Annotated in this window: 22 protein-coding genes and 2 pseudogenes; 16 read left to right on the forward strand and 8 right to left on the reverse strand. The window is 50.4% G+C overall.

Annotation, left to right across the window (positions count from 1 at the left end; translation table 11 throughout):
• Positions 1-152: 152 nt before the first annotated feature.
• Positions 153-296: pseudogene (locus OGX95_RS20820) on the reverse strand (DinI-like family protein); the annotation flags it as partial.
• Positions 297-565: 269 nt separating this feature from the next.
• Here OGX95_RS20820 and OGX95_RS20825 point away from each other — a divergent pair.
• Positions 566-2,125 carry an EAL domain-containing protein gene (locus OGX95_RS20825; protein WP_286630838.1) on the forward strand — a complete coding sequence of 520 codons (1,560 nt, stop codon included), beginning with the start codon at positions 566-568 and terminating at the stop codon, positions 2,123-2,125.
• Between the two features lie 438 nt (positions 2,126-2,563).
• On the opposite strand, the pseudogene OGX95_RS20830 reads toward OGX95_RS20825, so the two are convergent.
• Positions 2,564-2,659: pseudogene (locus tag OGX95_RS20830) on the reverse strand (hypothetical protein); the annotation flags it as partial.
• Complete coding sequence (locus OGX95_RS20835; RefSeq protein ID WP_286630839.1) at positions 2,656-3,222, reverse strand: hydrolase; 567 nt, start codon at positions 3,220-3,222, stop codon at positions 2,656-2,658. The gene OGX95_RS20835 and the pseudogene OGX95_RS20830, both read right to left, overlap by 4 nt.
• Positions 3,223-3,509: 287 nt before the next feature.
• Between OGX95_RS20835 and aspS the strand changes: the two genes are divergently transcribed.
• From aspS to ruvB, 6 genes are all read left to right on the forward strand, one after another.
• Positions 3,510-5,282 (forward strand): aspartate--tRNA ligase, encoded by a 1,773-nt coding sequence (gene aspS, locus OGX95_RS20840; protein WP_286630840.1) that lies wholly within the window; start codon positions 3,510-3,512, stop codon positions 5,280-5,282.
• 1 nt (position 5,283) lies between these two features.
• A complete protein-coding gene (nudB, locus tag OGX95_RS20845) occupies positions 5,284-5,727 on the forward strand; it encodes a dihydroneopterin triphosphate diphosphatase (RefSeq protein ID WP_286630841.1) in 444 nt (147 codons plus the stop codon).
• A gap of 27 nt (positions 5,728-5,754) precedes the next feature.
• Complete coding sequence (locus tag OGX95_RS20850; protein ID WP_286630842.1) at positions 5,755-6,498, forward strand: YebC/PmpR family DNA-binding transcriptional regulator; 744 nt, start codon at positions 5,755-5,757, stop codon at positions 6,496-6,498.
• Positions 6,499-6,532: 34 nt separating this feature from the next.
• Complete coding sequence (ruvC, locus tag OGX95_RS20855; protein ID WP_003034867.1) at positions 6,533-7,054, forward strand: crossover junction endodeoxyribonuclease RuvC; 522 nt, start codon at positions 6,533-6,535, stop codon at positions 7,052-7,054.
• An 80-nt stretch (positions 7,055-7,134) separates the two neighbouring features.
• Positions 7,135-7,746 (forward strand): Holliday junction branch migration protein RuvA, encoded by a 612-nt coding sequence (gene ruvA / locus OGX95_RS20860; RefSeq protein WP_137381569.1) that lies wholly within the window; start codon positions 7,135-7,137, stop codon positions 7,744-7,746.
• An 8-nt stretch (positions 7,747-7,754) separates the two neighbouring features.
• Positions 7,755-8,765 (forward strand): Holliday junction branch migration DNA helicase RuvB, encoded by a 1,011-nt coding sequence (ruvB, locus tag OGX95_RS20865; protein ID WP_286630843.1) that lies wholly within the window; start codon positions 7,755-7,757, stop codon positions 8,763-8,765.
• A gap of 46 nt (positions 8,766-8,811) precedes the next feature.
• On the opposite strand, the gene znuB is transcribed toward ruvB, so the two are convergent.
• A complete protein-coding gene (gene znuB, locus OGX95_RS20870; RefSeq protein ID WP_137381571.1) occupies positions 8,812-9,597 on the reverse strand; it encodes a zinc ABC transporter permease subunit ZnuB in 786 nt (261 codons plus the stop codon).
• Positions 9,594-10,349 (reverse strand): zinc ABC transporter ATP-binding protein ZnuC, encoded by a 756-nt coding sequence (gene znuC, locus OGX95_RS20875; RefSeq protein WP_040232396.1) that lies wholly within the window; start codon positions 10,347-10,349, stop codon positions 9,594-9,596. The genes znuB and znuC overlap by 4 nt, the downstream gene beginning before the upstream one ends.
• Positions 10,350-10,427: 78 nt before the next feature.
• Between znuC and znuA the strand changes: the two genes are divergently transcribed.
• From znuA to lpxM, 3 genes are all read left to right on the forward strand, one after another.
• The gene (gene znuA, locus OGX95_RS20880) at positions 10,428-11,372 is read left to right on the forward strand and encodes a zinc ABC transporter substrate-binding protein ZnuA (protein WP_005120703.1); all 945 of its coding nucleotides are present in this window, start codon (positions 10,428-10,430) and stop codon (positions 11,370-11,372) included.
• A 15-nt stretch (positions 11,373-11,387) separates the two neighbouring features.
• Positions 11,388-12,707, forward strand: a complete 1,320-nt coding sequence (gene mepM, locus OGX95_RS20885; protein WP_071887356.1) for a murein DD-endopeptidase MepM — start codon at positions 11,388-11,390, stop codon at positions 12,705-12,707.
• 119 nt (positions 12,708-12,826) lie between these two features.
• The gene (gene lpxM, locus OGX95_RS20890) at positions 12,827-13,798 is read left to right on the forward strand and encodes a lauroyl-Kdo(2)-lipid IV(A) myristoyltransferase (protein WP_286630844.1); all 972 of its coding nucleotides are present in this window, start codon (positions 12,827-12,829) and stop codon (positions 13,796-13,798) included.
• A gap of 86 nt (positions 13,799-13,884) precedes the next feature.
• Here lpxM and pyk read toward each other — a convergent pair whose 3' ends face one another.
• A complete protein-coding gene (gene pyk, locus OGX95_RS20895) occupies positions 13,885-15,327 on the reverse strand; it encodes a pyruvate kinase (protein WP_137381575.1) in 1,443 nt (480 codons plus the stop codon).
• 119 nt (positions 15,328-15,446) lie between these two features.
• On the reverse strand, positions 15,447-16,316 hold the full coding sequence (locus OGX95_RS20900; protein ID WP_286630992.1) for a MurR/RpiR family transcriptional regulator: 870 nt from the start codon (positions 16,314-16,316) through the stop codon (positions 15,447-15,449).
• A gap of 366 nt (positions 16,317-16,682) precedes the next feature.
• On the opposite strand from OGX95_RS20900, the gene zwf reads away from it, so the two are divergent.
• From zwf to kdgA, 3 genes are all read left to right on the forward strand, one after another.
• The gene (zwf, locus tag OGX95_RS20905; protein ID WP_286630845.1) at positions 16,683-18,158 is read left to right on the forward strand and encodes a glucose-6-phosphate dehydrogenase; all 1,476 of its coding nucleotides are present in this window, start codon (positions 16,683-16,685) and stop codon (positions 18,156-18,158) included.
• 233 nt (positions 18,159-18,391) lie between these two features.
• Entirely contained in the window at positions 18,392-20,209 is a 1,818-nt protein-coding gene (gene edd / locus OGX95_RS20910) for a phosphogluconate dehydratase (protein ID WP_286630846.1), read from the forward strand.
• A gap of 34 nt (positions 20,210-20,243) precedes the next feature.
• Positions 20,244-20,885, forward strand: coding sequence for a bifunctional 4-hydroxy-2-oxoglutarate aldolase/2-dehydro-3-deoxy-phosphogluconate aldolase (gene kdgA, locus OGX95_RS20915; RefSeq protein ID WP_286630847.1), 642 nt, complete (start codon positions 20,244-20,246; stop codon positions 20,883-20,885).
• A gap of 102 nt (positions 20,886-20,987) precedes the next feature.
• Here kdgA and purT read toward each other — a convergent pair whose 3' ends face one another.
• A complete protein-coding gene (gene purT / locus OGX95_RS20920; protein ID WP_286630848.1) occupies positions 20,988-22,166 on the reverse strand; it encodes a formate-dependent phosphoribosylglycinamide formyltransferase in 1,179 nt (392 codons plus the stop codon).
• A gap of 132 nt (positions 22,167-22,298) precedes the next feature.
• Here purT and yebG point away from each other — a divergent pair, with 132 nt between their 5' ends.
• From yebG to OGX95_RS20935, 3 genes are all read left to right on the forward strand, one after another.
• Entirely contained in the window at positions 22,299-22,589 is a 291-nt protein-coding gene (yebG, locus tag OGX95_RS20925; RefSeq protein ID WP_286630849.1) for a DNA damage-inducible protein YebG, read from the forward strand.
• 120 nt (positions 22,590-22,709) lie between these two features.
• Positions 22,710-23,066 carry a protein YebF gene (gene yebF / locus OGX95_RS20930; protein ID WP_286630850.1) on the forward strand — a complete coding sequence of 119 codons (357 nt, stop codon included), beginning with the start codon at positions 22,710-22,712 and terminating at the stop codon, positions 23,064-23,066.
• Positions 23,067-23,157: 91 nt separating this feature from the next.
• The gene (locus OGX95_RS20935) at positions 23,158-23,817 is read left to right on the forward strand and encodes a tellurite resistance TerB family protein (protein WP_286630851.1); all 660 of its coding nucleotides are present in this window, start codon (positions 23,158-23,160) and stop codon (positions 23,815-23,817) included.
• The last annotated feature ends 5 nt before the right edge of the window (positions 23,818-23,822 follow it).

Consider the following 23,822-nt stretch of genomic DNA (forward strand, 5'->3'; position numbering starts at 1 on the left):
TCAGACAGTATCTGGAACAGGAGTAATGACGATGCGATGGCGGCAATGAAAAACACTGAACTGGAGCTTGAGCAAATTCAGCAGGACCCTCAGCAATAGATCGTTGCCGCAGCTGCGTCGCATGCAATGACGTCACTGCAGTATATTGTCCCTTAATCTGACACCAGCCACATATCAGCCTCTTCAAACATCTCCTGGATAGTGTGGCTTATCTGTTCCTTCTCGTGCTTGCTGGCGTCAGTGTTGATCGCCGGCAGCGTCATCATCGGTTTTACCCAAGTACCAGTATCGGGAAAAGGCGCGGTTTCACACTTATTTCCCTTAGAATTACATCCTTTACATTAGACCTATGAATACAAGATGAAGTGCCACTTATTTGGCTAAAATGCAAACATAAATCTAACTTGGATGTGGTTTTGCGTTATTTTATAACGTTCTTTTCTAACAAAAAACATAAAGAAATATTTGTTTTAGCCGATAATATGTTTTAACTGTATGTATTTGATTCACGACAGATAGTAGAATGTATGTTGTTACATAGGGTCAGGCATATAAAGAGGTCGGCGTGAAGAATAACCACAATTTAAAACGAATTAAGCCTTATGTGATATCAATCACGTTTTCATTTTTTATTTTTTTCTCATTGTCTGAGATTTCAATGTATTATATATACAAGGAGAGGATTGCATCATATACAGAACGAGTTTTGAATAGAAGCGTTAGTCTCATTCAACAGATTGATAAAATAAATGATAGTTATGAAATATTTAATGCTTATAGTCCTTGTAGTGAACTACAACTTCATGCTCTAAGAGTGGCCTTATGGCCCTATGCTCTTATAAAAGATATATCATTTATTTCAAATGGTGCAGTCATATGTAGTGCTTTATGGGGAGTGTTGCCAGCACCATTGCTTCTCAATATCTATGATAGAAAAGTTGAAAAGGACAATGTAACTTGGTTTTTTGGTGTGTTACTGGAAAATAATGTAAAAGCTGATTTGCTAAGCAATCAAAAATTAGCCATAACGATTTCACCATTTGCATTTAATAGATTTGTTACAGACCATGAAGAGAAGGGGTTTTCTGCAATTGTAGGTGACAGAGATCATTCGCTTCATTTGTTCAAACTTGGTGAGCAGGTCGATCTTCTTGAAGAGGCTCAGCATGATAAATCCTACCAACTAGGACTTATTACCACGCAAAGCTGTAATAAAAATAATAATGTCTGTGTCATGGGGGGAGTTAAATTTCCGTGGATGAGTTTCGATAGTTGGTTAACGATGTTGTTGATTTTCTTTACATCTATTGTAACCGGTGTTCTTCTGGGTGGTTTTTATAATCAAAGAGTTGCACGTAAGCAATCATTAGTTTCAAGATTAAAAAATGCGATAAGAAGCGAATCATTATATCTTGTGTATCAACCTATTTATAAAATAAAAACCGGAAAAATTATTGGTGTGGAAGCACTAATTAGATGGGATGATCATGATATTGGTAGCATTCCTCCTGATATTTTTATCCCTATTGCAGAGAAGCATGGTTTAATCCAGGAAATAAGTGATTTTGTATTTCGAATGGCAGTAAAGCAAACCATGTCTCTTTCTGAGGAATTTGATATTTTTATAAGCATTAATGTTAGTTCTCAAGACCTTCTGTCGGAATCATTTCAAGAAAAAGTGTTTCAGATGATTGATGAATCAAATATAAAACCTGGTATGATAATGATGGAGTTAACAGAAAGGCAGAGCGCGGAAATAAATTCCATCCAAAAGGTTATTTCTTTATTTAATAATAAAGGTATATCAATAGCTATTGATGATTTCGGGACTGGTCATTCAAATTTAAACTGGCTATCAAATTTACAAGTAGATGAAATTAAAATTGATAAGTCAATTACATATTCTATTGGTGAACCTTCTGTAAATAATAATATCGTATCAGGATTGGTGGAGATTTTTAAAGATATAACTAACAAAGTCGTTTTCGAAGGTGTCGAGACATCAACTCAGGTGAAATATTTAACTGAAATGTTCCCTGAGTGCGGTGTCCAAGGATGGTATTACTCACAGCCACTATCTATAGATAAATTGACAAAGTTAGTAAATGATATTAATGGGGTTTAATATGTATTGCATTGTTTTTATTGTTTAATTTTATATAAGATACGTGTAACCGTGTACCATATAAATTTAACAGCTGAACTTTAATATCTCGTGCCGAATATAGTTGACTAGTTGGTGCGAGATTGAGTGAAATGTCGCGTTCTGATTCATCAGCGAGCAGGGCAAGATAATCTTCACGCGTCATTGACTGTGAAAAGCGTCCACACATAGAAACCTCCAAATTCACAACAGATAGAAAGTATAGAAGTTATAGGGAGCAGGCTGGGGACTTATGGGGCAAGGATGGGACAAAAATGCCTATTATGGGGCATGAATGGGACATTATTGTACACATGAAGTTTACCGAATTTCATGCGATGTCATATTTTAATGCGTTGAATACACTAGAGAATACACATGCTCTTGGGCGTTCTTTAGTGATTTTTAAAATACCCGCGTCACGCAGTTAAAGTGGCGGGCATACTCTTCAAGGCTGGTGATCCCCAGACGCATCCATTTCGGGTGTGACCATTGGGGTAAGCCGATATAGATCATAGTGCTTGCAGGATCTCGTCAACGCGGCGTACGCGGGCAATGCGTGGGAAAATATGCGTCATGCTGCCCTGATGCTGGTCGGCGCTGGCGGCACTGCAGGCGTCTTCGGCAACGATCAGGCTAAAACCCAGCTCCCAGGCATTACGCGCGGTGGATTCGACGCCAATGTTCGTAGAGATCCCGCAAAGGACGATGGTGTCGATACCACGACGGCGCAGCTGTAGTTCCAGGTCCGTACCGTAGAATGCTCCCCACTGGCGCTTGGTGACCTCCAGGTCTGTCGCACATTTTCCCAGCGCTTGCGGGTATTCCCACCAGTTGTCGGGTAATACTTTGGCTGGCGTTGGGGCATCAACCGGTTGTTTTAGCGCCTCGGCATAATCCGCAGACCAGCCAACGCGAACCATCACCACCGGTGAACCGTTAGTACGGAATTTTGCCGCCAGTTGTGCCGCGCGGGCGACTACGTCGTTTGCCGAATGAGGCCCACCCGCGAAAGGCAGGATCCCTTCCTGTAGATCGATGACGACCAGAGCGGTTGTTTTTGCATTCAGTTCCAGCATGGTGACTCCAGTAAAAAAAGAATTCCGTTACACCTTAATCGCGAATCTGTGTGAAAGGGGCGACAATTTTTGTTATTTTTTGTGAGATTACGCAATACCCGCTTAGGAAACACGCGTACAGTCAGTACCGGACTGAGAGTCTATCCCAGTAGGCTCTTATCGTGCGGCAGAATTTCCAGTATAATAGCCGCCTTTTTTCATTCAGTTGTGACATTCAGCTAAAGCTGCGACTTCGTCATCTGCCGGGCAGGTGACAATCTGCCTGCGGCAAAGTTAAGGGATATCTCATGCGTACAGAATATTGCGGACAGCTACGTCTGTCCCACGAGGGGCAGCAGGTGACTCTGTGTGGTTGGGTCAACCGTCGTCGTGATCTTGGTAGCCTGATCTTTATCGATATGCGCGACCGCGAAGGTATCGTGCAGGTATTTTTCGATCCGGACCGTGCGGACGCGTTAAAGCTGGCCTCCGAACTGCGTAATGAGTTCTGCATTCAGGTCACGGGTACCGTGCGTGCGCGTGACGCGAAAAACGTCAACGCCGATATGGCGACGGGCGAAATTGAAGTGCTGGCATCCGATCTGGTCATTATCAACCGTTCAGATTCACTGCCGCTCGACTCTAACCACGTAAATACTGAAGAAGCTCGTCTGAAGTATCGCTACCTCGATCTGCGTCGCCCTGAAATGGCGCAGCGTTTGAAAACGCGTGCCAAAATTACCAGCCTGGTGCGTCGTTTCATGGACGACCACGGCTTCCTCGACATCGAAACGCCGATGCTGACGAAAGCGACGCCAGAAGGTGCGCGTGACTACCTGGTACCGTCTCGCGTACATAAAGGTAAATTCTACGCACTGCCACAGTCTCCTCAGTTGTTCAAACAGCTGCTGATGATGTCTGGCTTCGACCGTTACTACCAGATCGTAAAATGCTTCCGTGACGAAGACTTACGTGCTGACCGCCAGCCTGAATTTACTCAGATCGATGTTGAGACCTCCTTCATGACCGCACCGCAGGTGCGTGAAGTGATGGAAGCGCTGGTGCGTAATCTGTGGCAGGAAGTAAAAGGTGTGGATCTGGGGGATTTCCCGATCATGACCTTTGCTGAAGCTGAGCGTCGTTACGGCTCCGATAAGCCGGATCTGCGTAACCCGATGGAGCTGGTGGACGTTGCTGATCTGCTGAAATCTGTTGAATTCGCCGTGTTCTCTGGTCCGGCTAACGATGCGAAAGGGCGTGTAGCGGCTCTGCGCGTACCTGGCGGCGCTGCACTTAGCCGTAAGCAGATCGACGATTACGGTAACTTCATTAAGATCTACGGCGCGAAAGGTTTGGCATACATCAAAGTCACCGAGCGTGCGAAAGGTCTGGAAGGGGTAACCAGCCCGGTGGCCAAGTTCCTGAATGCTGAAATCATTGAAGCCATTCTGGAACGTACTGGCGCACAAGACGGCGATATGATCTTCTTCGGTGCCGACAATAAGAAAGTGGTTGCCGACGCGATGGGGGCTCTGCGCCTGAAACTGGGTAAAGACCTGAACCTGACCGACGAATCCAAATGGGCGCCGTTGTGGGTTATCGACTTCCCAATGTTTGAAGACGATGGTGAAGGCGGTTTGACCGCGATGCACCACCCGTTCACCTCGCCGAAAGACATGACGGCGGCTGAGCTGAAAGCTGCGCCGGAAGATGCGGTTGCCAATGCGTACGATATGGTTATCAACGGCTACGAAGTAGGCGGTGGTTCAGTACGTATCCATAACGGTGATATGCAGCAGACCGTATTCGGTATTCTGGGTATCAACGAACAAGAGCAGCGCGAGAAATTCGGCTTCCTGCTGGACGCGCTGAAATACGGTACACCGCCGCACGCGGGCCTGGCGTTTGGTCTGGATCGTCTGACCATGCTGCTGACCGGTACTGATAACATCCGTGACGTTATTGCTTTCCCGAAAACGACAGCTGCCGCGTGTCTGATGACCGAAGCGCCGAGCTTTGCCAACGAAGCTGCGCTGGCGGAACTGAGCATTCAGGTTGTTAAGAAGGCCGAGAATAACTGATATGGCATATAAACAGCCTGTCTCGGTGTTAGTCGTGATTTATGCAAAGGACACCGGGAGAGTGCTGATGTTACAGCGGCGCGACGATCCTGATTTTTGGCAGTCGGTCACCGGTAGCCTTGAAGAGGGTGAAACCGCGTCGCAAGCCGCTATGCGCGAAGTAAAGGAAGAGGTCGCCATTGATGTTGCGCGTGAGCAACTGACCTTAATTGACTGCCAGCGCACGGTGGAGTTTGAGATTTTTAGTCATTTACGTCATCGCTATGCGCCAGGAATTGTACGTAATACGGAGTCCTGGTTTTGCCTGGCACTGCCCACTGAACGAGAGATCGTGTTCACCGAACATTTGACCTACCGTTGGGTTAATGCGCACGAGGCTGCACAATTAACCAAGTCGTGGAGTAACCGGCAGGCGATTGAAGAGTTTGTAATTAACGTCGCCTGAGAAGGCGCGCTTTTGGAGAGATTATTTATGGCAGGTCATAGTAAATGGGCCAACACCAGACATCGTAAAGCAGCGCAGGACGCTAAGCGCGGTAAGATCTTCACCAAAATCATTCGTGAGCTGGTGACGGCGGCTAAATTGGGTGGTGGCGATCCGGATGCTAACCCACGTCTGCGTGCAGCTGTTGATAAAGCGCTGGCAAACAACATGACTCGTGACACTCTGAACCGTGCGATTGCGCGTGGTGTTGGTGGTGATGAAGACGCGAACATGGAAACCATCATCTATGAAGGTTACGGTCCTGGCGGTACAGCCGTGATGATTGAATGTCTGTCTGATAACCGTAACCGTACCGTTGCGGAAGTGCGCCACGCATTCACTAAAACCGGCGGCAACCTCGGTACCGACGGTTCCGTTGCATACCTGTTCAGCAAGAAAGGCGTGATCTCCTTTGAGCAAGGCGACGAAGACGCCATCATGGAAGCGGCACTGGAAGCCGGTGCTGAAGACGTTGTAACCTTCGACGACGGCGCGATTGACGTTTACACCGCGTGGGAAGAGATGGGTAAAGTGCGTGATGCACTGGAAGCGGCAGGTCTGAAAGCGGACGCGGCTGAAGTTTCTATGATCCCATCCACCAAAGCGGATATGGATGCAGAAACAGCGCCGAAACTGATGCGTCTGATCGATATGCTGGAAGATTGCGATGACGTGCAGGAAGTTTACCACAACGGCGAAATCTCCGATGAGGTTGCAGCTACGTTAGAATGATGCGGTTAAGCCATAAAATAACAGGAGATGCGTGATGTCTATCATTCTCGGCATTGACCCGGGGTCGCGCATTACCGGTTATGGCGTCATCCGTCAGGTCGGCAGACAGTTGACCTACCTCGGCAGTGGTTGTATTCGCACCAAAGTTGACGATCTCCCGTCACGCCTGAAATTGATATACGCGGGTGTGACGGAAATTATCACCCAGTTCCAGCCGGATTATTTTGCCATCGAGCAGGTCTTTATGGCGAAAAACGCCGATTCGGCGCTGAAACTGGGACAGGCGCGCGGCGTAGCGATTGTTGCTGCGACCAATCAGGATCTTCCGGTGTTTGAGTACGCTGCCCGACAGGTTAAACAGACCGTCGTCGGTATCGGTAGCGCGGAAAAAAGCCAGGTACAGCACATGGTGCGTACGCTGCTCAAACTCCCGGCGAACCCTCAGGCGGATGCGGCGGATGCGCTGGCGATTGCCATTACCCACTGCCATGTCAGCCAGAACGCCATGCAAATGAGTGAGTCGAGGTTGAATTTAGCGCGCGGTAGGTTACGTTAGTGACAAATGAGGCTGGATATCTATCCAGCCTTTTTTTATGATAGCGCATTACCTTTTAGCCCTTAACGCAGGAGCGTCATGTGATAGGCAGACTCAGAGGCATCATTCTTGAAAAACAACCCCCACTGGTCCTTCTGGAAACGGGCGGGGTAGGCTATGAAGTGCATATGCCGATGACCTGTTTCTACGAGCTGCCGGAAGCCGGGCAGGAAGCGATCATCTTCACGCATTTTGTGGTGCGCGAAGACGCACAGCTGCTGTATGGCTTTAACAATAAGCAAGAACGCACGCTGTTTAAAGAGCTCATTAAAACCAACGGCGTTGGGCCGAAGCTGGCGCTGGCGATCCTCTCCGGCATGTCAGCGCAGCAGTTTGTCAATGCCGTAGAACGTGAAGAACTGGGGGCGCTGGTCAAACTACCGGGTATTGGTAAGAAAACGGCGGAGCGCCTGATTGTTGAAATGAAAGATCGCTTTAAAGGACTGCATGGCGACCTCTTTACCCCGGCAGCCGATCTGGTGCTGACATCACCTGCTGGTCCGGTAAGCGATGATGCCGAGCAGGAAGCGGTTGCTGCGCTGGTAGCGTTAGGCTATAAACCACAAGAAGCCAGCCGCATGGTAAGCAAAATTGCTCGCCCTGATGCCAGCAGTGAAACCCTGATTCGCGAAGCGCTTCGCGCGGCATTGTGAGGTAAAGGATGATTGAAGCAGATCGCCTGATTTCGGCTGCCAGCAATACCCCTGAAGACCTGGTGGATCGTGCGATCCGCCCCAGATTGCTGGAAGAGTATATCGGCCAGCCTCAGGTACGTTCGCAGATGGAAATTTTTATCCAGGCGGCGAAGCTGCGCGGTGATGCCCTCGATCACCTGCTAATTTTTGGTCCTCCGGGTCTCGGTAAAACCACGCTTGCCAATATTGTTGCCAATGAAATGGGCGTCAACCTGCGTACTACGTCCGGTCCGGTGCTGGAAAAAGCAGGCGATCTGGCGGCTATGCTCACCAACCTCGAACCCCATGATGTGCTGTTTATTGATGAAATCCATCGCTTGTCACCCGTAGTGGAAGAGGTGTTGTATCCGGCAATGGAAGACTATCAGCTGGATATCATGATTGGCGAAGGCCCGGCAGCACGTTCAATTAAAATCGATCTGCCGCCGTTTACCCTGATTGGCGCAACAACGCGTGCGGGTTCGTTAACGTCTCCACTGCGTGATCGCTTTGGCATTGTTCAGCGACTGGAATTCTATCAGGTCGCTGATCTTCAGCACATTGTTGGACGCAGTGCTCGCTTTATGGGGCTGGAGATGAGTGATGAAGGGGCGCTGGAAGTGGCGCGCCGGGCACGCGGTACGCCGCGTATTGCCAACCGTTTACTGCGTCGAGTGCGTGATTTCGCCGAAGTGAAGCATGACGGCACCATCTCGGCGGATATCGCTGCCCAGGCGCTGGATATGCTCAATGTCGATGCTGAAGGCTTCGATTATATGGACCGTAAGCTGTTGCTGGCCGTAATCGATAAATTCTTCGGTGGTCCGGTCGGGTTGGATAACCTGGCGGCGGCAATCGGCGAAGAACGTGAAACTATTGAGGACGTGCTGGAACCGTATTTGATTCAGCAAGGTTTTTTACAACGGACTCCGCGCGGACGTATGGCGACTGTACGTGCATGGAACCACTTTGGTATTACTCCGCCGGAGATGCCTTAAGTTTGTTGTTGCCGGATGGTGCAGATCATCCGGCAACAACAAATAATCAACTGGCCTGCTTCTTCATCATACTGAAGATAAACAGCAGTGCAGCACAAAGCACCACGGATGGCCCCGCCGGAGTGTCATAGAACGCTGAGAAGGTCAGTCCGCCTGTCACCGCTATCATGCCTACACCTACGGCAACGCCCGCCATCTGTTCGGGTGTACGGGCGAAACGACGTGCGGTCGCTGCGGGAATTATCAGCAGTGATGTGATAATCAGTGCCCCGACGAATTTCATCGCCACACCGATAGTGAGTGCTGTGACCAGCATCAGCAATAGCTTGACACGTTGCAGTTTCACGCCGTCAACAAAGGCCAGATCCGGGCTGATAGTCATCGACAGCAGGTTACGCCACTGCCAGAACAGAATAGCCAGTACAACCACGACACCAATGGCAATGGCCACCAGATCTTCTGGGGTGACGGCGAGCAGATCGCCAAACAGATAGGCCATGAGATCCACGCGAATATTGGACATCAGGCTGACAACCACCAGGCCTAATGACAGCGCACTGTGCGCCATAATGCCGAGCAGGGTGTCTATTGCGAGGTGCGGGCGTTTCTCCAGCCATACCAGGCCTGCGGCCAGCAACAGGGTGACGACGATAACCGCGTAGAACGGGTTTACATCCAGCAGCAGACCAAACGCAACGCCCAGCAGTGATGCGTGCGCCAGCGTATCGCCAAAATAAGACATCCGACGCCAGACCACAAACGAGCCAAGCGGGCCAGCAGCGCAGGCCAGCATGATCCCGGCTAACCAGCCGGGTAATAATAATTCAATCATGAGTGACCATTTCCCCGGCGTAACACAATGCGACCCTGTAAATCGTGGCGATGATTATGGTTGTGACGGTAAATTCCGAGTTGTTCAGCGCCGCGTTGCCCGAACATAGAAATGAATTCAGGGTGCATTGAAACCACCTCTGGTGTGCCGGAGCAGCAAATGTGATGGTTCAGACACAGGACTTCGTCGGTTTTTGCCATGACCAGATGCAGATCATGGGATACCATCAGCACGGCGCAATCCAGCTCGCGTCGCAACTGATCGATAAGATCGTACAGTGCAACCTGACCATTCACATCCACTCCCTGGGTCGGTTCATCGAGCACCAGTAGCTGTGGTTTATTTAGCAACGCACGGGCCAGCAAGACACGCTGTGTTTCCCCGCCGGACAGTTTTTGCATCGGCGCATCCATCAGATGCCCGGCCTGAACACGCTTTAGCGCAGGGAGAATGTCGGCTTTCTTTGTGCCTGGCCGTAAGCGCAAAAAGCGGCTCACCGTCAGCGGAAGTGTGGTATCGAGGTATAGTTTTTGCGGTACATAGCCAATCCGCAAATGCCCGTTGCGCTTGATAACCCCTTCATCAGCGGCTACCAGCCCCAATACAACGCGCACCAGCGTAGACTTTCCGGCCCCATTCGGGCCAAGAAGCGTTAAAATTTTGCCGGGTCGAAGTTCAAGCGATACGTCAGAAAGGACGCGGCGTTGACCATAAGAGACCGAGACATTTTCCAGTGAAACCAAAGTCGTCATATCAATTTTAGTCTTGCAGAAGTTATATAATGTTATAATATCACATTTCTCACATTCGTTACGATGATTGGTCGCATTATGTTACATAAAAATACGCTTCTTTTCGCAGCATTATCCGCTGCTCTTTGGGGTAGTGCAACTCAGGCAGCAAATGCCGCTGTAGTGGCGTCACTTAAGCCGTTGGGCTTTATTGCTTCAGCGATTGCAGATGGGGTTACAGACACTCAGGTTCTGCTGCCTGACGGGGCTTCCGAACACGATTATTCGCTGCGCCCTTCAGACGTAAAACGCTTACAGAACGCGGACTTAGTTGTATGGATCGGTCCGGAAATGGAGGCGTTTATGGAAAAGTCAGTCAAGAATATTCCTAACGCAAAACAGGTAACGATTGCGCAGCTCAATGACGTGAAACCGTTGCTCATGAAAGGCGCTGACGATGATGATGATGATCATGGGCATAATGACGCTCACGGCGAAAAAAGTGACGAGCATCACCATCATGGTGATTACAACATGCATCTTTGGCTTTCCCCAGAGATAGCGCGGGCCTCAGCGGTTGCAATCCATGATAAATTAGTGGAACTTATGCCGCAAAGTCGAGCCAAACTTGACGCCAACCTGAAGGATTTTGAGGCACAATTAGCCGCAACCGATAAGCAGGTAGGTAACGAGCTCGCACCGCTCAAGGGTAAAGGGTATTTCGTTTTTCATGACGCCTATGGCTACTACGAAAAACACTACGGGCTAACACCGCTTGGTCACTTTACCGTCAACCCTGAGATTCAACCTGGTGCGCAGCGTTTACATGAAATAAGAACACAGTTGGTTGAGCAAAAAGCAACTTGCGTTTTTGCTGAGCCACAGTTCAGGCCAGCGGTCGTTGAAGCCGTAGCGAGAGGGACATCCGTTCGAATGGGAACGTTGGATCCCCTCGGAACGAATATCAAACTGGGTAAAACAAGCTATTCAGCGTTTCTGAACCAATTAGCCAACCAGTATGCGAGCTGCCTGAAAGGAGATTAATGAGGAAGTGAATACGTGCAACAGATAGCCCGCTCTGTCGCTCTGGCATTTAATAATTTGCCGCGACCCCATCGTGTTATGTTGGGGTCGCTTACTGTTCTGACCCTGGCCGTCGCAGTCTGGCGGCCTTATGTATACCATCCCGACTCTGCACCCATCGTTAAAACCATTGAGCTGGAAAAAAGTGAGATCCGTTCACTGCTGCCAGAGGCCAGCGAACCTATCGATCAAGCCGCTCAGGAAGATGAAGCTATCCCTCAGGACGAACTCGATGATAAGACCTCTGGCGAGGCCGGGGTTCACGAGTATGTTGTCTCTACTGGCGATACGCTGAGCAGCATTCTGAACCAGTACGGCATTGATATGGGCGATATCAGCCAGCTTGCCGCATCTGATAAAGATTTACGTAACCTAAAAATTGGCCAGCAACTTTCCTGGACACTGTCTTCGGAAGGTGATTTGCAGCGCCTGACCTGGGAAGTCTCCCGCCGTGAAACCCGTACTTATGATCGTACGGCAACGGGTTTCAAAATGAGCAGCGAAATGCAGCAGGGCGACTGGGTCAACAGCCGAATCAACGGTACGGTGGGGGGGAGTTTCGTCGCCAGTGCACGAGATGCCGGCCTGACCAGTTCTGAAATCAGCGCAGTGATTAAAGCGATGCAATGGCAGATGGACTTTCGCAAGCTGAAGAAAGGCGATGAGTTCTCAGTTTTGATGTCTCGCGAGATGCTGGACGGTAAACGCGAACAAAGCCAACTGCTGGGCGTTCGTTTGCGCTCTGAAGGCAAAGATTATTACGCTATCCGTGCTGAAGACGGTAAATTCTATGACCGTAACGGGACCGGGCTTGCTAAAGGGTTTATGCGTTTCCCTACGGCGAAGCAGTTCCGTATTTCGTCAAACTTCAATCCACGTCGCCTGAATCCGGTAACCGGACGCGTTGCACCGCACAAAGGTGTCGACTTTGCGATGCCGCAAGGTACGCCGGTGCTGTCAGTCGGTGATGGAGAAGTGGTGGTCGCGAAACGTAGTGGCGCGGCCGGATACTATGTTGCCGTTCGTCACGGTCGCACTTACACCACCCGTTACATGCACCTGCGTAAGCTGCTGGTTAAACCGGGACAAAAAGTGAAACGTGGCGACCGTATTGCGCTGTCAGGTAACACTGGGCGTTCTACTGGCCCGCACCTGCACTACGAAGTATGGGTCAACCAGCAGGCTGTGAACCCGTTGACGGCAAAACTGCCGCGTACGGAAGGGCTGAGCGGTTCGGATCGTACCGAGTACCTGGCACAGGTGAAAGAGGTCCTGCCTCAGCTACGCTTCGATTAATAAATACTCGGACAGAGCCGGTACGCTAAGCGTGCCGGCTTTTTATTTTGTACGGGACACGGTGCGCCGCTACACTATCAGCAGATTTACTTTTTCGCAGCCCCCGATACTGGAAGAGCATGGAAACGAAAAAAAAGAGTATTGAGTATATCCCTGAGTTTCATAAATCATTCCGTCATCCGCGCTACTGGGGCGCCTGGCTTGGCGTGGCGGCGATCGCAGGGATTGCATTAACGCCTGCGTCATTTCGCGATCCCGTTCTGGCGAAACTGGGACGGCTTGCCGGACGGCTGGGGAAAAGTTCGCGTCGTAGAGCGCTTATCAATTTATCCCTCTGTTTTCCTGAGCGCAGCGAAGCCGAGCGTGAGGCCATCGTTGATGAGATGTTTGCGACTGCGCCTCAGGCAATGGTTATGATGGCAGAATTAGCAATGCGTGGCCCGGAGAAAATTCAGAACCGCGTTGACTGGCAGGGCCTGGAAATTATCGATGAGATGCGACGTAATGAGGAAAAGGTGATTTTTCTCGTCCCTCACGGCTGGGGTGTTGATATTCCGGCAATGCTGATGGCATCTCAGGGCCAGAAAATGGCAGCGATGTTCCATAACCAGGGCAATCCGGTATTTGACTATGTCTGGAATACGGTACGTCGACGTTTCGGCGGTCGTTTACATGCACGTAACGACGGTATTAAACCTTTTATTCAGTCGGTACGGCAGGGATACTGGGGATATTACTTACCGGATCAGGACCACGGCCCGGAGCATAGCGAGTTTGTGGATTTCTTCGCGACCTATAAGGCAACGTTACCGGCAATTGGCCGTCTGATGAAGGTTTGTCATGCGCGCGTAATACCGCTGTTCCCGGTGTACGATGGCAAAACGCATCGCCTGACGATTCAGGTACGCCCACCCATGGATGACATTCTCACGGCCGATGACCATACAATTGCCAGACGGATGAATGAAGAAGTGGAGATTTTTGTCACCCCGCATCTCGAACAATACACCTGGATTCTGAAACTGCTAAAGACCCGCAAACCCGGCGAAATTGAACCGTATAAGCGCAAAGATCTTTATCCTAAGAAATAGAAAAAGCCTCTCGTTCGAGAGGCTTTTTTGTATCTGGCGATCTGCACGCCTGATAAGCGAATAATATCAGGCAGTCAGCAGAGTCGTTATTCTACAGTCAGAATACGTGTGGTGTTGGTGGAACCGATGGTGCTCATGACATCACCCTGGGTCACAATCACCAGATCGCCTGACACCAGGTAACCTTTGTCGCGCAGCAGATTGACCGCTTCGTTGGCAGCCACTACACCGTCAGTTTCGCTGTCAAAGTGGACCGGCGTAACGCCACGATACAGAGAGGTCAGATTCAGCGTACGTTCATGACGAGACATTGCGAAAATTGGCAGGCCAGAACTGATGCGGGATGTCATCAGCGCAGTACGACCAGACTCGGTCATGGCGATGATAGCGGTAACACCTTTCAGATGGTTAGCGGCATACATCGCTGACATGGCGATAGCTTCTTCGACATTATCAAACTGCACGTCGAGACGGTGTTTAGAAACGTTGATGCTCGGGATTTTCTCTGCACCCAGACATACGCGAGCCATCGCTGCGACGGTTTCTGCCGGGTACTGGCCTGCAGCCGTTTCCGCAGACAGCATGACGGCATCAGTCCCATCCAGAACGGCGTTTGCCACGTCCATGACTTCCGCACGGGTTGGCATTGGGTTAGTGATCATCGACTCCATCATCTGCGTTGCGGTAATTACCGCACGGTTCAGCTGACGTGCGCGACGAATCAACGCTTTCTGAATACCGACCAGCTCCGGGTCACCGATTTCCACGCCCAGGTCACCACGCGCAACCATTACCACGTCAGAAGCAAGGATGATGTCATCCATCGCATTCTGGTCACAGACGGCTTCAGCACGCTCTACCTTGGCAACAATTTTCGCATCGCAGCCAGCGTCGCGCGCCAGGCGGCGGGCATAGTTCAGATCTTCACCGCAGCGAGGGAAGGAGACTGCCAGATAGTCAACGCTGATTTGCGCTGCAGTAATGATGTCTGCTTTGTCTTTTTCCGTCAGCGCTTCAGCAGAAAGGCCGCCGCCAAGTTTGTTGATGCCTTTGTTGTTGGAGAGCGGGCCACCGACAGTGACTTCGGTGAAGACTTTCATTCCCTGAACTTCCAGCACTTTGAGCTGTACGCGACCATCATCCAGCAGCAGGATATCGCCCGGCACTACGTCAGCAGGCAGGCCTTTGTAATCGATGCCAACTTTTTCTTTGTCGCCTTCACCTTTACCGAGGTTGGCGTCTAACAGGAATTTGTCGCCAACATTGAGAAATACTTTGCCTTCTTTAAAGGTCGATACACGGATTTTAGGTCCCTGCAGGTCACCCAAAATAGCTACATGACGTCCCAGTTTGGCGGCAATCTCACGGACTTTATCCGCCCGCATTTTGTGATCTTCTGGAGAGCCGTGCGAAAAGTTCATACGTACAACGTTTGCGCCCGCGGCGATAATTTTTTCAAGGTTGTTATCGCGGTCAGTTGCCGGGCCTAACGTGGTAACGATTTTGGTTCTGCGAAGCCTTCTGGACATGTAATACTCCGTTGACTGAAACAACTAGGTGTTGCGTGAACATTGATCCGGCCGTTCTCGAACATAAACGGTAAAATGAGCGACCCGGATGATAAAAGGGTAGAACATTGTTATTGCTTTTAGCGGTCATCACTCTTGATGAGTAATTCTTTATCAAAACGCGATTCCTTGAGCGCTTCCTTGACACGCTTCAAGTTATCTCTAAATTTTGCCCCTCGGCGCAAAGTAAATCCCGTAGCCAGCACATCTATCACGGTAAGTTGAGCAAGTCGAGAGACCATGGGCATATAAATGTCAGTATCTTCCGGTACATCGAGGGTAATTGCCAGCGTTGCTTCACGTGCCAGCGGAGTACCAGGAGATGTCAGGGCAATCACCATGGCATCGTTTTCTCTTGCCAGTTGTGCCAGTTCCACCAAACTTTTGGTTCTTCCGGTGTGTGAAATGAGCACAATGACATCGTCATCACTACAATTCATACAGCTCATGCGTTGCAGAACGATGTCGTCGGAATAGATAACCGGAACGTTAAAACGGAAAAATTTATTCATGGCGTCATGCGCCACCGCAGCGGAGGAACCTAGCCCAAAAAAGGCTATTTTTTTTGCCTGAGTTAGCAAATCAACCGCACGATTTACCGCCACGTTATCCAGAGACTGACGAACATGGTCAAGGCTTGCCATTGCAGACTCGAAGATTTTCCCCGTGTAGGATTCAACGCTGTCATCCTCATCCACATTGCGATTAACATATGGGGTACCATTTGCCAGACTTTGCGCCAGATGCAGTTTAAAATCAGGAAAGCCACGCGTACCCATGCTGCGACAGAAACGGTTAACGGTGGGTTCGCTGACATTGGCTTCCAGCGCCAGCGCAGCAATGCTTGAATGGATTGCCTGGTCTGGTGAGGTAAGAATAACGTCAGCAACTTTACGTTCTGACTTGCTCAAATGTTCCAGTTTTAACTGGATTTTTTCCAGCATATTCATGATGTAGGTGGACTCATGGGTCATGGGCAAAAGCGATTTCAGCAATACGGGGAAATCGGGAGATAATTTTGTTAGATATTACCCCTGGGAGCGAAGGAACGGGGCAAAATGGATAGAATAGTTGTTGTTTTTTTTCATTACATGATCGAAGTCTGGTTTTCATACTTCTTCATGGGTACGAAAAAAAATGACTTTTTTATCCATTTTGAGCCGAATGGGCGCCTCTTTAGCCGTTGTTTTCGGTAACAGCACGGCTGGATAAGTGTTTACGGTTCACGGAATCACGTAAAAGCAGTACAGTGCATTGTAATAAAATTACAACCAGTGTCTGGCAAAAGCACCAGGCACTTAATTGAGGAGAATGACATGGCGGTAACGCAAACAGCCCAGGCATGTGACCTGGTCATTTTCGGCGCGAAGGGCGACCTGGCGCGACGGAAATTGCTGCCTTCCCTGTATCAACTGGAAAAGGCCGGTCAGATTAACCCGGATACCCGCATCATTGGGGTAGGGCGTGCTGATTGGGACAAAGCTGCCTATACCAAGGTTGTACGCGAAGCGCTCGAAACTTTCATGAAAGAAAAAATTGATGAAAGTTTATGGGAAACCCTCAGTGGCCGTCTGGATTTTTGTAATCTGGACGTCAATGACACCGCCGCATTTAGCCGTCTGGGCGATATGCTGGATCAAAAATCACGTACCACAATTAACTATTTCGCTATGCCGCCAAGCACCTTTGGCGCGATCTGCAAAGGTTTGGGGGAAGCAAAACTTAATGCTAAACCTGCGCGTGTCGTGATGGAAAAACCGCTGGGCACTTCACTTGCGACATCCCGTGAAATCAACGACCAGGTGGGTGAGTATTTCGAAGAATGCCAGGTTTACCGCATCGACCACTATCTTGGTAAAGAAACGGTTCTGAACCTGCTGGCGCTGCGTTTCGCTAACTCCCTGTTTGTGAATAACTGGGATAATCGCACTATCGACCACGTAGAAATTACGGTGGCGGAAGAAGTGGGTATTGAAGGGCGCTGGGGCTATTTTGACCAGGCAGGTCAAATGCGCGATATGATCCAGAACCACCTGCTGCAGATCCTCTGCATGATCGCAATGTCTCCTCCGGCTGATCTGAGCGCTGACAGCATTCGCGATGAGAAAGTAAAAGTACTGAAATCGCTGCGTCGCATCGATCGCTCGAACGTGCGTGAAAAAACGGTTCGCGGCCAGTACACCACCGGTTTTGCCCAGGGTAAAAAGGTACCGGGTTACCTGGAAGAAGAGGGCGCGAATAAGAGCAGTAACACGGAAACGTTTGTGGCGATCCGCGTCGATATCGATAACTGGCGCTGGACGGGGGTACCGTTCTACCTGCGTACCGGTAAACGTTTACCAACCAAGTGCTCTGAAGTGGTGGTTTACTTCAAAACACCTGAGCTGAATCTGTTTAAAGAATCCTGGCAGGATCTGCCGCAGAACAAGTTGACTATTCGTTTGCAGCCTGATGAAGGGGTTGATATCCAGGTACTGAACAAAGTGCCGGGTCTGGATCACAAACATAATCTGCAAATCACTAAGCTGGATCTGAGCTACTCAGAAACCTTCAACCAAACCCACCTGGCCGACGCCTATGAGCGCCTGCTGTTGGAAACCATGCGCGGTATTCAGGCTTTGTTTGTGCGTCGTGATGAGGTCGAAGAAGCCTGGAAGTGGGTGGATTCAATTACCGAAGCCTGGGCGATGGATAACGAGTCGCCGAAGCCTTATCAGGCGGGAACCTGGGGACCGGTTGCGTCTGTGGCCATGATCACCCGTGACGGTCGTTCCTGGAACGAATTTGAGTAAAAGATCATCTAGCCATTAGGTGTTATTTTACCGGTAACATGATCTAACACAGATTGTAGGATAATTTTTGCACTTTTAAACCTCGCGTGGATTCACCCGCGAGGTTTTTTTTATTACACTGCCTGAAACGATTTTGCCCCTGAGCTACGGCTAACAAGCGATTCAGCAATATTTAGCGATGCTGAATACATTGTTTACCCAACCGCTCTGACAGATAAATTTTAGGAGCCTCTATGAATCCGAATTTGTTACGCGTAACACAACGTATCGTCGAACGTTCCCGGGACACGCGTTCCGCCTACCTCGCTCGAATCGAACAGGCTAAAACGACTACCGTCCATCGTTCACAACTGGCGTGCGGGAATCTGGCGCATGGTTTTGCCGCATGTCAGCCAGAGGATAAAGCCTCGCTAAAAAGCATGTTGCGTAACAATATCGCGATCATTACCTCCTATAACGACATGCTTTCTGCACACCAGCCGTATGAACACTATCCGGCCATCATTCGTAAAGCACTACATGAAGCCAATGCGGTGGGTCAGGTTGCTGGTGGCGTACCTGCGATGTGCGACGGAGTGACCCAGGGTCAGGACGGTATGGAGCTTTCTCTGCTAAGTCGTGAAGTCATTGCGATGTCGGCGGCCGTGGGGCTCTCACACAATATGTTCGATGGTGCGCTGTTCCTCGGCGTATGTGACAAGATTGTCCCGGGCCTGGTCATGGCGGCGCTTTCCTTCGGTCATCTGCCTTCCATCTTCATCCCTTCAGGCCCGATGGCGAGTGGTCTGGCGAACAAAGAGAAAGTGCGTATTCGTCAACTGTATGCCGAAGGCAAAGTCGATCGTATGGCACTGCTCGAATCCGAGGCTGCGTCTTATCATGCACCAGGTACCTGTACGTTTTACGGCACCGCTAACACCAACCAGATGGTCGTGGAGTTTATGGGTATGCAGTTGCCAGGCTCCTCTTTTGTGCACCCGGATGCACCACTGCGTGAAGCATTGACCGCAGCGGCGGCCCGTCAGGTAACACGTCTGACCGGTAACGGTAACGGTAACGAGTGGATGCCGATCGGTAAAATGATCGATGAAAAAGTGGTCGTGAACGGTATTGTGGCACTGCTGGCGACCGGTGGTTCAACCAACCATACGATGCATCTGGTGGCCATGGCGCGTGCAGCCGGTATTCTGATTAACTGGGATGACTTCTCCGACCTGTCAGATGTGGTCCCGCTGATGGCCCGGCTCTACCCGAATGGCCCGGCAGACATTAACCATTTCCAGGCTGCTGGCGGTGTGCCTGTATTAATGCGTGAACTGCTGAACGCGGGTCTGTTACATGAAGATGTGAATACCGTAGCCGGATTCGGTTTATCGCGTTATACCCTGGAGCCGTGGCTGAATAACGGTGAACTGGACTGGCGCGAAGGTGCGGAAAAATCGCTGGACAGCAATGTGATTGCAGCCTTTGAGCAGCCATTCTCCCATCACGGTGGCACTAAAGTACTGAGTGGCAATCTGGGGCGTGCGGTGATGAAAACCTCAGCTGTTCCCGTTGAAAATCAGGTGATTGAAGCGCCTGCAGTGGTCTTCGAAAGTCAACATGATGTATTACCGGCGTTTGATGCGGGCCTGCTTGACCGGGATTGTGTAGTCGTTGTGCGCCATCAGGGACCAAAAGCGAACGGAATGCCAGAATTACATAAACTCATGCCGCCACTTGGTGTATTATTGGACCGTTGTTTCAAAATTGCGTTAGTTACTGATGGACGACTTTCAGGTGCTTCAGGTAAAGTGCCTTCAGCAATCCATGTAACCCCAGAAGCCTACGATGGCGGGCTGCTGGCGAAAGTGCGCGATGGCGACATCATTCGTGTGAATGGACAGACAGGTGAATTGACGCTGCTGGTTGATGAAGAGGAACTTGCCTCTCGTCAGCCTCACATTCCTGACCTTAGCGCTTCGCGCGTGGGTACCGGGCGTGAAATGTTCAGCGCGTTGCGTGAAAAGCTGTCCGGTGCGGAGCAGGGCGCAACCTGTATCACTTTTTAAGACTTAATTTGTAATCAGGCGAGAGAAAACTCTGATGAAAAACTGGAAGACAAGTGCAGAAGCAATCCTGACCACTGGCCCGGTTGTACCGGTTATCGTGGTTAACAAACTGGAACACGCTGTGCCGATGGCAAAAGCGTTAGTTGCAGGGGGCGTGCGCGTTCTGGAAGTGACGTTACGTACCGCATGTGCGATGGATGCTATTCGTGCAATCGCGAAAGAAGTACCGGATGCTATCGTCGGTGCGGGTACTGTGCTGAATCCACAGCAACTGACTGAAGTTACTGAAGCAGGTGCACAGTTTGCGATTAGCCCGGGTCTGACCGAGCCGCTGTTGAAAGCAGCAACCGAAGGAACGATTCCGCTGATCCCTGGCATTAGCACCGTTTCTGAACTGATGCTGGGTATGGACTACGGCTTAAAAGAGTTCAAATTTTTCCCGGCTGAAGCGAACGGCGGTACGAAAGCACTGCAGGCAATCGCGGGTCCGTTCTCTCAGGTTCGTTTCTGCCCGACTGGCGGTATCTCCCCGGCGAATTACCGTGATTACCTGGCCCTGAAAAGCGTGCTGTGCATTGGCGGTTCCTGGCTGGTTCCGGCGGATGCGCTGGAAGCGGGTGATTACGATCGTATCACCAAACTGGCTCGCGAAGCGGTTGAAGGTGCAAAGCAGTAAGCTATCAATGTGTAAACCGAAGGCCCGATAAGAGGCGTTAGCGCCGATATCGGGCTTTGCCGGATGGGGTTTTAGTGCCTCATCCGGTCTACGGATCCTGTTTTAACCTGCCACTTTTACCTGTGCAGCCGCGTTTTTCGCGCGCTCAACCGCGTCTTCAACACTTTCTGCCGTTGCCAGCACGACACCTAAACGACGCGTACCGTCGATTTCGGGTTTACCAAACAGACGTATCTGCAAACCCGCGCCAACGGCAGCATCTACATTATCAAAGGTAACGTTTTGGCTGCTTAGCTGCGGCAGGATCACCGCTGACGCTGACGGCCCATACTGGCGGATTGCGCCAACAGGAAGACCAAGGAATGCACGCACGTGTAGGGCAAACTCGGACAGATCCTGAGAAATCAGCGTCACCATACCCGTGTCGTGCGGGCGAGGGGATACTTCGCTGAAAATGACGTCGTCACCGCAGACAAACAGCTCCACACCAAATAATCCGTGGCCGCCCAATGCCAGTACCACTTTTCGGGCAATCTCCTGCGCCCGGGCTAATGCCAGTTCGCTCATCTGCTGTGGCTGCCAGGATTCGCGATAGTCGCCGTCTTCCTGGCGATGGCCTACCGGTGCACAAAAATGTACACCGTCAATGGCGCTGACGGTAAGCAGTGTGATTTCAAAATCGAAATTCACCACGCCTTCGACGATAACACGCCCGGCGCCAGCCCGCCCACCCTGTTGGGCATAGTTCCAGGCTTCGGTTAGCTGTTCGGCGGAGCGGATAAAGCTCTGTCCTTTACCAGAAGAACTCATTACCGGTTTTACGATGCAGGGATAACCGATTTCGTCTACGGCCTCGCGAAAACGCATTTCACTGTCGGCGAAGCGAAAAGATGATGTGGGTAAGGATAACTCGTCGGCGGCGAGGCGACGGATGCCTTCCCGGTTCATGGTCAGTTGCGTCGCACGTGCACAAGGCACGACGTTCAGGCCTTCCTGCTCCAGTTTTACCAGCATATCTGTGGCGATGGCTTCAATTTCTGGCACGATAAAATGCGGTTTCTCATGCTCGACAATCTGGCGCAATGCCTCGCCGTCCAACATGTTGATGACGTAGGAACGATGCGCAACGTGCATCGCTGGTGCGTCGGGGTAACGATCCACGGCAATGACTTCCACACCCAGTCGTTGGCATTCAATCGCCACTTCTTTACCCAGTTCACCTGAACCTAATAACATCACACGCGTTGCTGCAGGACGCAGTGCTGTGCCTAATAACGTCATAAATTAATCCCCTGTTTCAACTAGGCGCAGTATATACGAAAACGTTTGCGTCTGTCTTTATTACCAGGTTGATTTCAGGGATGAAAAAGAATATGCTGTATATAAATACAGGTAATTTAAGAGGCTGCAAAAATGGCGGTTGAAGTTAAATACGTAGTCATTCGGGAAGGTGAGGAAAAAATGTCATTTACCAGCAAAAAGGAAGCCGATGCGTATGACAAGATGCTCGATACAGCCGATCTGCTCGACACATGGCTGGAACAATCACCGGTAGCGCTGGAAGATGAGCAGCGTGAAGCGCTTTCTCTGTGGCTGGCTGAGCAAAAAGAGGTGCTGAGCGCCATCCTGAAAAACGGCAAGCTGCCTTCTCCACAGGTGGTCGACAACGGCACATCTGCTGAGGATGATACCCAGGCGGCCTGAAGCGACTTGCGCTCCTGATATTTTGTACCATGCTTTTCCCTGAATCATTGTGCAATCTCTGACAGCCTTTACACCGCGAGTCTGCGGCCTGAAGGATGAAGGGGATATAAGGAGAAAAGAATGTATAAAAAAAGAGCGCTGTTGAGCCTGCTGTTGTTATCTGCCAGCGTATCAGTTTTTGCGGCGAATACGGAAAGTAAGTCAGTTAAGTTTCCAAACTGTGAAGGTCTGGATGCTGATGGGATCGCGGCCAGCGTAAAACGTGATTACCTGCAGAATCGCATTGTGCGCTGGGTCGACGATCAAAAGAAACTTGGTCAGCTTGACCCAGTAGCATGGGCCAATCCGCAGGATATTGTCGGTAAAGATGGGCAGTGGACAATCCCCCTGACCGTGCGTGGCAAAAGTAGCGACCTTCAATATCAGGTAAAGCTTGATTGCAAAGCCGGTACAGCAGAGTATCAGTTGCGTCAGTAGCTGAATTTGCACATCTTTTGATGACCTGAACACTTCCTGACATCCCCTCGGGTACGCTTTGATGATTATTCGTCTGTACTTGAGGGGCAAAATGGCTAACTGGCTGAATCAACTACAATCTCTTCTTGGGCAAAAAGCATCATCTGCGACATCTTCTGGTGAACAAGGGCTCAGCAAACTGCTGGTGCCTGGCGCGCTAGGCGGTCTGGCAGGATTACTGGTTGCTAACAAATCCTCACGTAAATTACTCAGTAAATACGGAACCAGTGCGCTGCTGGTCGGTGGAGGCGCAGTGGCTGGCACGGTGTTATGGAACAAGTACAAAGATAAGGTCCGTGCGGCGCATCAGGGTGAACCACAATTCGGTGCGCAGAGCTCGCCGCTGGATGAGCGAACTGAGCGTCTGATCCTGGCGCTGGTTTTTGCAGCGAAAAGCGATGGGCATATTGATGCCAAAGAGCGTGCTGCCATTGAACGCCAACTCCGTGAAGCAGGAGTCGAAGAGCAGGGGCGTGTTCTGATTGAGCGTGCCATCGAACAACCGCTTGATCCTCAGCGTCTGGCTCAGGGGGTCCGCAATGAAGAAGAAGCACTGGAAATCTACTTTCTGAGCTGTGCGGCAATTGATATCGACCACTTTATGGAGCGCAGTTATCTGAATGCGTTGGGTGATGCGTTGAAGATTCCGCAGGATGTTCGCGAAGGGATTGAGCAGGATCTTAAGGAGCAAAAACAGGCTCTGCCGGGTTAAATAGT

The organism is Citrobacter sp. Cu233, from assembly GCF_030332225.1.
Classification (GTDB): domain Bacteria; phylum Pseudomonadota; class Gammaproteobacteria; order Enterobacterales; family Enterobacteriaceae; genus Citrobacter.